At 55.4% G+C, this 12,670-nt stretch carries 12 protein-coding genes; 2 read left to right on the forward strand and 10 right to left on the reverse strand.

Annotated elements, in window-relative coordinates; genetic code table 11:
• Positions 1 to 48: 48 nt before the first annotated feature.
• The 10 genes from ACE3MN_RS26230 to ACE3MN_RS26275 form a co-directional block, all read right to left on the reverse strand.
• Positions 49 to 1,428, reverse strand: coding sequence for a carbohydrate porin (locus ACE3MN_RS26230; protein WP_102650340.1), 1,380 nt, complete (start codon positions 1,426 to 1,428; stop codon positions 49 to 51).
• 104 nt (positions 1,429 to 1,532) lie between these two features.
• Entirely contained in the window at positions 1,533 to 2,123 is a 591-nt protein-coding gene (locus ACE3MN_RS26235) for a maltose acetyltransferase domain-containing protein (RefSeq protein ID WP_004870640.1), read from the reverse strand.
• Positions 2,124 to 2,178: 55 nt separating this feature from the next.
• Positions 2,179 to 3,444, reverse strand: coding sequence for an MFS transporter (locus tag ACE3MN_RS26240; RefSeq protein ID WP_004870643.1), 1,266 nt, complete (start codon positions 3,442 to 3,444; stop codon positions 2,179 to 2,181).
• A gap of 41 nt (positions 3,445 to 3,485) precedes the next feature.
• Complete coding sequence (locus tag ACE3MN_RS26245) at positions 3,486 to 5,609, reverse strand: alpha-galactosidase (RefSeq protein ID WP_049085931.1); 2,124 nt, start codon at positions 5,607 to 5,609, stop codon at positions 3,486 to 3,488.
• 114 nt (positions 5,610 to 5,723) lie between these two features.
• Complete coding sequence (locus ACE3MN_RS26250) at positions 5,724 to 6,719, reverse strand: substrate-binding domain-containing protein (RefSeq protein ID WP_004870647.1); 996 nt, start codon at positions 6,717 to 6,719, stop codon at positions 5,724 to 5,726.
• 106 nt (positions 6,720 to 6,825) lie between these two features.
• A complete protein-coding gene (locus ACE3MN_RS26255) occupies positions 6,826 to 8,103 on the reverse strand; it encodes an MFS transporter (RefSeq protein WP_004870648.1) in 1,278 nt (425 codons plus the stop codon).
• Positions 8,100 to 8,591, reverse strand: a complete 492-nt coding sequence (locus tag ACE3MN_RS26260; RefSeq protein ID WP_024360590.1) for a YhcH/YjgK/YiaL family protein — start codon at positions 8,589 to 8,591, stop codon at positions 8,100 to 8,102. The genes ACE3MN_RS26255 and ACE3MN_RS26260 overlap by 4 nt, the downstream gene beginning before the upstream one ends.
• Before the next feature lie 15 nt (positions 8,592 to 8,606).
• Positions 8,607 to 9,530, reverse strand: coding sequence for a dihydrodipicolinate synthase family protein (locus ACE3MN_RS26265; RefSeq protein WP_024360591.1), 924 nt, complete (start codon positions 9,528 to 9,530; stop codon positions 8,607 to 8,609).
• Between the two features lie 17 nt (positions 9,531 to 9,547).
• The gene (locus ACE3MN_RS26270; protein WP_004870651.1) at positions 9,548 to 10,759 is read right to left on the reverse strand and encodes a PfkB family carbohydrate kinase; all 1,212 of its coding nucleotides are present in this window, start codon (positions 10,757 to 10,759) and stop codon (positions 9,548 to 9,550) included.
• A 229-nt stretch (positions 10,760 to 10,988) separates the two neighbouring features.
• Positions 10,989 to 11,537, reverse strand: coding sequence for a helix-turn-helix domain-containing protein (locus ACE3MN_RS26275; RefSeq protein ID WP_024360593.1), 549 nt, complete (start codon positions 11,535 to 11,537; stop codon positions 10,989 to 10,991).
• Positions 11,538 to 11,637: 100 nt separating this feature from the next.
• Between ACE3MN_RS26275 and ACE3MN_RS26280 the strand changes: the two genes are divergently transcribed.
• A complete protein-coding gene (locus ACE3MN_RS26280) occupies positions 11,638 to 12,297 on the forward strand; it encodes an AzlC family ABC transporter permease (RefSeq protein WP_004870653.1) in 660 nt (219 codons plus the stop codon).
• Positions 12,297 to 12,620 (forward strand): AzlD domain-containing protein, encoded by a 324-nt coding sequence (locus ACE3MN_RS26285; protein WP_004870654.1) that lies wholly within the window; start codon positions 12,297 to 12,299, stop codon positions 12,618 to 12,620. Before ACE3MN_RS26280 ends, ACE3MN_RS26285 begins: the two co-directional genes overlap by 1 nt.
• The last annotated feature ends 50 nt before the right edge of the window (positions 12,621 to 12,670 follow it).

Below are 12,670 nucleotides of genomic sequence, written 5' to 3' on the forward strand. Positions count from 1 at the left end.
ATCAATAAAAATACTATTCAATAATATGATCGTTGAATACTTAAATAATTAGAAGAAATACTTAAAGCGCAACCGCGCGCCATAGCGATCGTCGTCATCGCTCTGGCTCAGCTTATCGTCGCTATCCAGAATAGAGTAATAGGCCCCAAGATAAATATTAAAATTCTGCATATTCATCACGTTCGGAATTTGATACGACGCGTGGATAGTATGAATATTGTAGGTACCTTCGTCTTTAATCCAGCAGTCGTTATCGCAAATGACTCCAGCATAATCGCTGATTTTGTTATGCGCGTAGATATAGCCCAGTTCGAAGCGCCGCCACAGCGCGTTCACCCCGGTGGTAAAATCTTTTTCGTTGCTGGCATCCATATAAGCGGTGTTCAGGTTCACCACCACGCCGTTATCCGGGTCGCTCTTCAGGCCGTTCCAGGTCATAGTCAGGCCATAACCTGTGCGGCCGGACTGATCGACGAAGTTGCCCTGCGCATCGTGATAGCCATAGGCGTTTTGCACCACGTTCGCTTCCATGGCCGCCGCCACGGACACTTCGTCCTTCGCCCAGGAGACCACCGGGCGCAGGTAAGCGACGTTCTTTTTCTGATCCATATCGCGACCGTGGTAACCGCCGTCGTTATACAGCGAAGTGCCGTCTTCCAACAAAGTGTTGAGCTCAAAATACCAGTTATCAAGCTGCTTGCTTAGCAGGAAGTTGCCGCCTGCGTCAGAACGCCCGCGCCCCTCTTTCATCATATAGATATAGCCATGACCGTCGCTATACAGGTCGTTGGCGGTATTGCCGGAGTGCTCGACAAAGGTATCCTGATTTAGCGGGAACATGTCGTAAGCTTCAAAACGCCCCACCTTAACCTTCCAGTCATTTTCCTGACCAAAGAAGAACGCGGCATCATCAAGATTCATCGAACCAGTCATATCCGCCAACGGTTGGACGGTGAACCCGGCAAAATAGCCGCTGTCCGTTTTACGCATACCATCGAAGCCGAGCAGGATACGACCGTTTAAATCCCAGTTCTCGTAGGTTGGGTCGCTACCAACATCAGCGTTAGTCATCGCCAGCAAGCCACGTTTGCTTTCCGCATCCATATTGAATTCCACGTCACCGTAGATTTTCAGATCGCCATAGCCCGTTAATTTCAACTCCGGCGCGGTCATATTCTTTTTACTCTCTGCAGCCGGAGCCACGCTTTTAACCGCTACGCTGGTTTGTGCCGCCTGAATAGCGGCATCCTGTTGCGTCTGTAAATTCCGAACCTGCTCTTCCGCTACCGTCGCCCGATTCTCAGCGGCGGCAAGCCGCGCTTCCAGTTGTTCCAGACGCTGTTCAAGAGTCAGGTGATTATTTTTTGCTACCGCTGAACCCGTTATTAAAGACAAACCCATGGCTATCGATAATGCTTTTTTATTCATTTTTATTTTCCGGAGGTAAAAGAGGGCCAGGTGAGTCATAAACTCACCCGTATTTATTTTTTGTTTTTTATATCAGGCAGATTTTTCTATTTTATTTTGGCTATTCACCCCGCAAACAGTTGATATTTATTCTTATCCTCATCGCTAATTTCTCTTAATATCCGACAAGGGACGCCAGCAGCGACGACATTCGCTGGTATTGAGCGATTCACCACACTTCCGGCGCCGATAACCGAGTTTTTACCAATAGTGACCCCAGGGTTGATAATCACCCCGGTGCCAAGCCATACGCCATCCTCGATGATAACCGGCTGCGAGAATTGCTGCTGGGTGTGGCGCAGATCCGGATGAACCGGATGGCCCGCGGTGGAAATAGTCACGTTGGGCGCAAACATCACGTTATTGCCGATGATAATGTCGGCATCATCAACCAGCGTCAGGTTGAAGTTGGCGTAAAAATTATCGCCGATAGTGGTGTGAGTTCCGTAGGCAATATTAATCGGCGGTTCTATCCAGCACGCTTTACCGACGCTGGCAAACATGCGTCGAATAATATCGTCTCTTAATTCCTGATTAAAAGGATGCGAGTGATTGTACTCATAGGCCCGCGCCTTGCCCATCAGCCGCTGTTCCGGTAAACCATATCCTGAATCAAGATAGAGCTCGCCGCTGTTCATTCTTGCTTTCATATCCATAGTGCAAATTTTCCTCATCTCTCCAGCACATCCCTGTGCATTATCGACCTGTTTTCTAAACCGTCATGGCGTTATCGCGCATCTTTTCCGACGTGGCCTTGCCCGATAAGGTAAAGGCGGATATCAAGGTGACGGTCAGGGCGATGCCGCCAAGGATCATATAGGTATCCTGGAAGCCGATACGGTCATACATATTTCCGGCAAAAGCGGAGAGAAAAATCGCCGCCACCTGTTTGGAAAACTGGAAGCCGACCAGGTAAATCGTCGCCGACAGCCGAACGTCAAACACGCCAGTAATGTACTTAAACGCCCCCACCAGCAGGAATGGGACCTCCAGCGCATGGAGCATTTTCAGCGCCACCACTTCAGCGGCCGTCGTGGCGAACGATGAGCCGATCATCCTCGCCGCCATCACCATCCCGGCAATCAGCAGCGTATTCTTCGCGCCGATGCGGTTAATAATCCACGGCGAGCTGAACATGATAATCGCGTTGCATATTTCCCCGGCGGTGGTCGCGAAACCAAAGGCGCGGGTGCCCGATTCCGGCGTGGCGAAGAAAGATTTAAAGAAGGTGGCAAACTGCTGGTCAAAGACGTCATATACGCAGGCGACGCCGATAACATAGAGAATAAACATCCACATTTTGCGCTGACGGAACATGCGCACGGCGGTTTTTAAATCGACCGATGATCGGTTAGCGCCCAGCGAGTCCATCACCTGCGCGGTCTGGCTGGCCTGCGGTTTCGCGATAGCCACCAGTACGACCAGCACCAGCGCGGCGGCTGACCCCATCCAGAACACCCACTCGGGGTTAACGCTGAACAGCATCCCCGCCGTGGTAGCGCACAGCGCCCAGCCGAGGCAGCCAAAAGTCCGCGCCTTGCCGTATTCAAACCCGCTGTTGCGGCTCACGCGCTCAATATAGGCTTCCATCGCCCCGGCGCCGGCGGAGAAAACAAAGCCGATGTAGGCCCCGCCGCTCAGTGCCCCGAGCCAGATATTGGTTTTCAGCAGCGGCGCAAAGACATAGAGAAAAAAGGGGGCGATCAGCACCAGCAGCACGGTCACGATCCACATCAGATGCTTTTTCAGCCCCAGCTTATCGGAGATCACGCCCAGTATCGGCTGAAAGCAGATAGCGAACAGCGACAGGCTGGAGAAAACAATACCGGTCTCGGTTTTATTCAGGCCGATGACGTCCGATAGCCAGATCGGCAAAAACGGAAAGCAGGTGGCCATAATGAAAAAATAGAGAAAGAAGAACAGCCCGAAAATCCAGAAATTGGGGTTGTTTTTATGGGTACAGACGGTCGGGTTCATTGTGTACTCCTCAAAAAGGGCCGACGCGCGGCCCGTTACCATCACACGCGTTGCAGGCCAATCAAAATGGCGCTTTCCGGGTCGAGGATTGGCAGCGCCAGCCCCGCCTGTTGTAACCACTCGCCGCTTACGGTCTGCGGTGTCGTCATCCATTCCGGCAGCTTACGCATCGTATGGCCGCCCTCTCCCGTAATCTGGATATCGGGATGGTCGAGAAGCGTCACCCGGTAGCGGGCTCCCGCTTCCAGTCCCGCCACGCGCAGCGGCGCCATCAGGGTGTAGTCCGGCATCGCCAGCTGACTGACGAGGAAAATCGCCTGGCTCTTATCCTCACTCACCACGCCGTGCGCGAGGGTTGTGGCGTCCGGCATATCGATACGCCACTGCACGCCGTGATGAATAACATCGCGCCACTGCTTGTGTAGCGCCGCGTATTTGCGGTAACCCGCGCGCTCTTGCTCATCGGCGCTCACCGGATCCAGCTCAAGCCCCATATGGCCGAACAGCGCCGTCAGGCCGCGGAAAGCGATACTGTGCTGGCGGAAAGTGGCGTGACAGCGGCGGTTGCCGATGTGCGCGCCCATCACTTCCGGTGGGAAGAAGTAGCTCATGCCGCGCTGAATGGTGTTGCGCTCGAGGGCATCGTTATTGTCGGAAGCCCAGAAGCGATGGCTGCGCTTCAGCACTTCATAATCGATACGCCCGCCGCCGGAGGAGCAGGACTCAAATTCAATATGCGGGAAGCGGGCCACCAGCGTATCCAGCAGGCGATAGAACTGGCGAGTTTGCGCATCGGCGGCGGCTTTACCGTTATGCGCAGGCTGCACCAGCTCGCGGTTCATATCCCACTTCACATAGTCCACGGCGTGCTCGCCCAGCAGCCAGCTCATCCGCTCCAGCAGATAATCAAAGGCTTCCGGGATATTCAGGTTCAGGACAAACTGATGCCGTCCGGGGATCGGCGTATAGCCCGGCAGCGCCAGCACCCAGTCGGGATGCGCGCGGTATAAATCGGAGTTCGGGTTGATCATCTCTGGCTCAACCCAGATGCCGAACTCCATCCCCAGCGACTTCACGTGGTCGATAACCGGGGTCAGACCGTCAGGATATTTTTCTTCATCGAGATACCAGTCGCCGAGCGCCGCCCAGTCGTCGTTGCGCCCTTTAAACCAGCCGTCGTCGATGATAAAGCGCTCTACGCCCAACCCCGCCGCCTCATCCGCCATGCGCATGATGTACTGCGGGTCGTGGTCAAAATAGATCCCTTCCCAGGTGTTGAGATGCACCGGGCGCGCCTTGTTGTCCGGGAAGCGAATAATCTGTTCGCGCAAATAGCGGTGGAACTGCTGGCTCATGCCGTTCAGCCCTTGCGCTGAATAGCTGGCGTAGAGGTTCGGCGTCCACAGCGTTTCCCCTTCCGCCAGCGCCATTTCGCCCGCCAGATAGAGCGCTTCCGCCTGCAGGTAGCGCCGCCCGTCGGTTTTCACTTCCGCCCGCAGGCGGTGGTTACCGCTCCAGCCCAGGTGCACGCCCCACACTTCGCCCTGCATCTCGCTAAAGGCGCGGCTGCCGGTAATCAGCGCCGGAAAATGTTCGTGAGAGGTGCGTCCGCGGCGGTTTTCCAGCACAAAGCTGTCGTGTTCCAGAATGAGACGATGGGGCTGGAATTCGCGGATCCAGCGGCCATGAAAGGCCATCACTTCGCGGGCGCGTTCGGCGACCGGCAGCGTGACGGCCAGGCGATCCACCTGCCACGGCTGCGGGCGCAGGTTGGTTAAGCCATGGCGCACGCTCAGTACGCCGCTGCTATCAAGCTGGATTTCACTGCATAACCGCAGGCCAGCCTGCGCGTCTTCGCTGAAGAGAGTAACCTTCTGCCCGTCCTGCACCACCTCGGTGGTGGTGAACATCGGTGAGGCATCCAGCCCCTGACGGTGGCCCTCAATGCCCGGCGCGCCAAACAGACCGTGCCCCAGTTCGGCCATCAAGGTCACCGGGGAATCGACGTCGAGGCGACCGTTGGCCACCGGGCGGGCGATGCTGGCGGCATCCTGCGGCGAAAAGTGGCTTAAATGCGGCCCCCAGTAGATAATTTCGGCGAACGGATGGGTTTTGATCACCACGTCGGCCACTGCGCTTTGCAGGCGTAAAATCGAATCAGACATTAGACATCTCCACAACAAGGAATGTCTTACTGTTGATCCGAAACGTTTCGGACGCCAACCAAAACGTTTCGGATCCGTGATCGAGTTCAGGAAATTAATCTAACGGGCGGGAAATCAGGCGGTTTCGCCGGAGATAAATTCAGGCTGCCAGAGCACCTGGAGCGAGGCGAGATCGTCACCGGCGATTAAGCGGCGAACCATGCTGGCTATCTGGCGACCCACACCCTGGCGGGTGGATTGAATCACCGCGCCAACCGGAGTTTCAATGATGCTATCCTGCGGTAAACCGTCGTAAACCACTAATGCAACACGGTTATCGCCAGTCAGACGCCCCAGTTGAGCCAGGGCCATCGCCGCGCCGTCGCCGTGAGTATTGCAATCGGTGACAATCGCCGTTGGCGGTTCAGGCAAGCGCAGCAGCTCCATGGTTGCCTGAAACCCGCCGCGGCGGGTGGGCGGCACGCTGCGCAGCCAGGTATCCGCCAGGCCCGCTTCGCGCAGCGCCTGCAGATAACCGTTGCGGCGCTGGGTAATAAAAGCCTGATTGTTATTTTCGCTCAGCAGCGCGATGCGTCGGTGCCCCTGGCTAATCAGGTGGCGGGTGGCGCGATACGTTCCCGCCTGGTTATCGAAATCAAACCAGGCGTAGGGCTGCGGCAGGCGGCTGCGGCCCAGCGCCAGAAAAGGAAAGCCGGCGGAGAGCAGTTGAATCAGGCGCGGGTCGTCATCGAGCGTATGCGCGACGATCAGCGCATCGACGCGGCGGCTCTGCACCATACGCATATAGCCGTGCTTATCGGCCTGTTCATCGTCGGCAATCAGCAGTAAATCAATCTCGTAGCGCGCCAGTTCGTGGCTGATTTCGCCCACCATTTCGAGAAAGACGTTGTTATTCAGCGGCGCGGGGCGCACGGGGAAAACGAGGCCGACGGCGTCGATTTTGCCCATCTTCAGGCGACGAGCGAAAGTATTGGGGCGATATCCGCGGCGCTGGGCTTCCGCTTCCACGCGGGCGCGCGTCTCCTGCGACACGTCGTCATAGCCGTTTAACGCGCGGCTGACGGTCGTTACCGAGATCCCAAGTTCTTTAGCAATGGCTTTCAGCGACATAGGTATGCCTGTCTTCGCGGAAGAATGCGGCTAGTGTCCCGCAATACGGGCATGGCGTCCAGCAACAGCGACAAAGCGCCATTCGGCGCTTTGTCCTGAGGAAAAACTACTGCGCCAGCGGTTTACGCACAAAGAAGCCATAGAGACAGGCGCCAAGGAACAGCAGGCAGCCGCCGAGAATAAAGACATTGGTGAACTGACCGGTAGCATCAAGGATAATCCCCGTGATCACCGGCGCCAGCGCTGCACCGAGAAAACCGCCAAAGTTCTGGATCGCACCGAGAGAAGCGACCTGCTCTTTGGGCGCCATATCCGCCGCCAGCGCCCAAATAACCCCGGACGGCATTTGCGAGCAGAAATAGCCCAGCGTCAGTAGCGTAATCGCGGTACCGCTGTTGCTGACAAACGGAATTGGCATCACAAAACAGGCCGCCATTGCCGCCCCCACCACAATAGGCACCTTCCGCGCCGTTACCGCATTAATCCCTCTACGCACCAGACGGTCAGAGAGCATCCCGCCGCAAAGGACGCCAAGAATACCGGCAAAGAATGGAATCGAGGCAATAAAGCCCGTCTGCTTCAGGCTGAATCCCAGCGACGTTTCCAGATAACCCGGCAGCCACGTCAGATAAACCCAGATAGTAAACATGATGCAGAAGTTGCCGGAGATCATGAACCAGGTCGTTTTATTGCGAAACAGCTCGCCCCAGCTAACCTGTGGCTTATCGGCCTCAGCCATCACCACCTTACCGGTGTGGATCAGCATCGCTTCCCGCGCATCCGGATCGCGATAAAACTTCAGCCACGCCAGAATCAACGGTATACCCAGCAGACCCACGGCGATAAACATCCCGCGCCAGCCAACCCACAGCAGCAGAAGCGTCAGCAGCGGCGGCGCGATGGCGTTAGCGATTTGCGAACCCGTATTGATGATCGATGTCGGCAGGCCGCGCTCTTTATCCGAAAACCAGCTTTGGGTGATCTTGATACCAGAGGTAAAGAACGGCGACTCTGCCACCCCCAGCAGCACCCGCAGGCCGTAGAAGAAACTATAGGTATTCACAAATCCCATCAGAAAGGTCACGGCAGACCATAGCGTCAGCGCGCCGGTGAACATCTTCTTTGGGCCGAAACGGTCGACCAGCCAGCCGGCCGGCAGGTTTGCCAGCGCATAAGGCCAGAGAAACGCCGATAGCAGCAGACCCATTTCGGTTCCGGAGAAACCAAACTCCTTCGAAATGGTGGTATTAGCAATACTCAGGTTGGCGCGGTCAAGATAGTTCACCACCGCAGCCAGCAGTAAAATCAAAATAATCCCCCAGCGCCGGCGAGAGAGTTTCGGCGGCTCGATTACCGCCGAGGAAGTCTGATTCACGGTGCTCATGCCGATACCTCCAGTAATGCGCGATCGATTTTGATGACCGCTTTGCGCAGATGGCTAACACCACCGCCCAGAGGATGGCAGCAGGGGCGATGAATATCTTCCGGGAAGAAAATCGCGAACATACCGGGGGTTAACGTTACCTGCGTCTCTGCTTCTTCTACCTGCCAGAACATGATGTCCTGCTGCGGCGTTCGATCATCCACAACGGTATGCAGACCGCTTTCCACGCGGCTGACGCCCATACGCTCATGGCCTGAAATCAGGTACTGAATATCGATAAACTGACGGTGCGATTCCGGACGAGCCTCGGCAAAAGGCATGCTATCCATCTCCTGTAGCAGGCAAAAGAGTCGGTCAGGGATCAGGTCGATTTTTCCCAGCGTGAAATCCTGAAAATCTTGCTCTGCAAGAAAAGCCAGCGCCTGGCGAATAACCGGATGATAAGCCATCGACTGTGCGGGCCATGCCTTCAGACTGGTTACGATCATAATGGCATCCTCCGCTTAGCCCACGATACGCTGACGCCACTGTTCGGTTCCGGCGCGAATCTGGTCGAGAATCACCGTCAGCCCCCAGTACTTATTCAGCACATCATCTTTATTAACCCGGCAGGTGATACTGTCGAAAGTCCCCAGACGCTGATGGTAGATTTTGGCGTTTTTCGGATAGCCCAGCGTTTCGCTCACCGCCCCCAGAGAGAGGAAAATCGCCAGTTCATCGGCCAGTGCGCGTTGGTTTTTCCCCTCTCGCCACAGCCAGCTATATAGTTCAGGGTGAAAGTTGGTAAACACACCGCTAAAGCCCTGTGAGCCCGCCAAAATCGCTGGCCAGGCAATCGCCGCGTTGGCGTTAATGACGTTGAGCGGCGTGCCCTGCGCCAGACGTACGCGACGTTCAACGGTCGGTAGATCGCAGCTCACATCCTTCAGCACAACGAAGCGCCCGCTATTGGCGCACCATGTAAATTCATCATCGGTAAGCAATCGGCGATAAGGCGCCGGACACTCGTAAAGGCCGAGCGGTAGCGAGGCTGGCAGCGTTTCCAGCAACGTATTCAGCACTGCATAGAAAACGTCGCTCCCCTCATTACGCGGATCGAGATGGTTAGTCACCAGCACCAGGGCATCAATACCGGTCTGCGCCATCGCCAGCAGCTCGGCTTTTTGCGCTTCAATATCATCACTGATATGGCCAGAAGCGATAACGGGAATGCGGCCGTTAACGCGCTGTACCACAAAACGCGCCAGCTCAACGCGTTCTTCTAAGGAAAGGAACTGCATTTCGCTTGATTGACAGACGGCAAACAGCGCATCAACGCCCTTCTCCAGATACCAGTCGATTAATTTCGCCAGCGCCGGATAATCTATCCGTTCGTCAGCGGCAAATGGCGTCAGCATTACTGGGACAATACCGTTAATCGTTTTCATATTGTTTTTTCCTGAGTTCAGAGGGTACGGAGTCGTGCGTTTGCCTGTTCAAATTCAGGCATATTGGATGCCCCTTCCAGCTCCACGGCCAGAGAGGCGAAGGCGGAGGCCCAGGTAGCGGCCTGCACCAGACTATTTCCGGCGGCAAGCGATGCGGCCAGCGCACCGTTGAAAGCATCGCCGGCACCGGTGGTATCCACGGTGACGGCTGGGAAAGCGCGTATATGACTGAACTGGCGGTTATCCAGCAGCAGCGCACCGCGCGACCCCATCGTAATCAGCACTTTTTTAGCGCCGAGTCTGGCGATACGTAGCGCCGCTTCTTTTGCCGTATCAAAATCGCTAATGTCGATTCCCGATAATAAAGATGCTTCCGTTTCATTCGGCGTAATGACATCTACAAAGGGGATGCTGGGGATAATTTCAGCAGAATAGGGGGCGGGATTAAGAATAACTTGCTTACCCAGCTCATGCGCTATCTTGATTAGTGAATGAGTAGCATCGAAATTATTTTCCAGCTGAACCAATAAAACATCTGATGAAGATAATTCCGGAATAATTTTCTGAATTTCACTATAGGTAATAGTAGTATTTGCCCCGGAATAAATAGCAATCATATTTTCGCCGTTTTCCTGAGAAACATAAATAATCGCATTACCGGTTGGTTCACTCTCTGACTGATAAAGCGTGTAAGAGTGAATTGCAGAGCGAGTTAAATGATCTGCTGCTAAATGACTGAACTGATCTTTACCCACCTTGGCAACAAAATGCACCTGAGCACCGGCTTTACTGGCGGCCGTTGCCTGGTTTGCACCTTTCCCTCCCGGTCCCAGGCTGCTACCCAGCGCCATTAGCGATTCACCGCCTCGCGGGAAGCGTTCCACCTTCGCCACAATGTCAACGTTGAACGAGCCAAATACACATACCTTACCCTGCATAACTTTTCCTTTTTGTCGCTCATCGCCTGGTGATTTACGGTGATTAAGAGGTTGCAGCAGCACCTCAAAACTATCACCGGTTTCAGAAATAAGTTCCGCCTGCAAACTACGGCGCGAAATAATTGCTCCGCCATAACAGCGCTGCACCAAGCCCATCGCCGCAAGAGTATTTAAATCACTGCGAATCGTTTCTTTCGTGACATTAAAATGAGCAGAAAAATAATTAACATAACCACGTTCATGTTCATCTAAATATCGTAAAATAGACTTTCTACGTTCTTCAAGAAACATAATTAACCCCGATATCACCGTTGCAGTATACGAACCACCTAAGGGTGGAAGAGTGACATCAATCCCATGTTTCCAGATGAAACGGAAGCAAACAAAAATGAAGAAAAAGAATAAACGGAAAAGCGATATTCCCGGTTCTATAGGAAGTAAAATAATATATATATCATTAACATATATAACGGCATAACATTCTGCGGATTACGAATAAATGCGCAGAATGTTATTAAATTTAGTTCTGCTCGGCAATCAGCAGCGCCTGGGTGTCCGGCTCCAGCGCCTGGAAAACGTGCTGCCGATCGGCGGGATAGCAGATGTAATCGCCTTCCCCCAGCTCTTCCGGCGCTTCCGTCAGGCCGACCCGCGCCCGCCCCTGGGTGACAATAATATGCTCCACCGAACCCGGCGGATGGGGGTGGGAAATGCGGTCCGCGCCCGGCTGAGTCAGCAGAAGATAGATATCGCGCCGGGCGCCCGGCGGGCAGGCGGCCAGCAAAATCGCCTGATAGTTCGCCTGCTCGGCGACCACCTTCGTCCCCTCGCCGCGGCGGATCACCTGCGTGGTGTTGACCTGCGGCTCCAGCAGCCGGGCAAAGGGAATATCAAGAGCCACGCACAGCGCCCAGAGGGTTTCCAGGCTCGGGTTGCCGTTGCCGGATTCCAGCTGCGATAACGTTGATTTGGCAATTCCCGCCCGCCGCGCAACTTCGGCAAGGGAAAGGCCGGTGCGCGCGCGCTCACGTACCAGGCTTTTGGCAATCAGGCTAATTGGCTGAGTCATACAGCCCTCCGTGTTTTTTATAACGAACGATTCGTTCGTCTTGAAATGCAATTCTGTTACGTTCATTATAATGGAAATTCGTTCGATATGGCTAAAGAGTATGAAACAGCACTTCGCCGCGCTTAAGGGCGACACCCTCAGAGCAATTGTTTTAGTCTGCCTCGCGGTAGGCATCGTCGGGATGTCCTACGGCTCGTTGGCCGTCGCCTACGGCTTCCCGATTTGGGTCCCCTTTGTGCTTTCGGTTTGCGTCCTGGCGGGCGCTTCAGAGTTTATGTTTATCGGCATTGTCGCCAGCGGCGGCAACCCGCTGGCGGCTGCGGCGGCCGGGCTGCTGGTCAACGCGCGCCATATTCCCTTCGGCGTAACGGTGCGCGACCTGGTCGGCCAGCGCGCCGCCAGCTTCCTCGGCTGCCACATCATGAACGATGAAAGCGTGGTGTTTGGTCTGTCGCAGAAAACTCCCGAGCAGCGGCGGGCCGCCTACTGGCTGTGCGGCCTTGGCGTGGCGCTGATCTGGCCGTTGGGCGCGTTGTTAGGCGCGGGCGTTGGCAAGCTGCTCCCGGCGCCGGAGACCATTGGCCTCGATGCGGTATTCCCGGCGATTCTGCTGGCGCTGGTGGTGCCGGCCTTTAAAAACCGCACCACGTTGATTCGCGCCTGTAGCGGAGCGGCGCTATCGCTGGCCGCCGTGCCTTTCGCGCCGGTTGGTCTGCCGGTTTTACTGTCGCTGTTTGGCCTGCTGACGAGGAAAAAATAATGGGCAATATGACGCTATTTATCGCCGGTATTGCGATTTTGTCGCTGGGCACCTACTTAATGCGTTTAGGCGGAGCGAAGCTCGGCAGCCGGCTGGCGTTTTCCGAGCGCTCCCAGGCGCTGCTCTCCGATGCGGCGACGGTACTGCTCTTTTCCGTGGCGCTGGCGACCACCTTTTACGAGGGCGAACATTTTGCCGGGATGGCGCGGGTGCTGGGCGTTGGCCTGGCGGTGTTCCTCGCCTGGCGCAAGATGCCGCTGATCGTGGTGATTATCGCCGCCGCCGTGGCGACGGCGCTGCTGCGGATAGCGGGTATCGCCTGACCCGGCCTACGAAACCCGCAATATCAAGTAATTACGCAATTCCTGTAGGC

The organism is Klebsiella grimontii, from assembly GCF_042137965.1.
In the GTDB taxonomy this organism is placed as follows: Bacteria; Pseudomonadota; Gammaproteobacteria; order Enterobacterales; family Enterobacteriaceae; genus Klebsiella; species Klebsiella grimontii.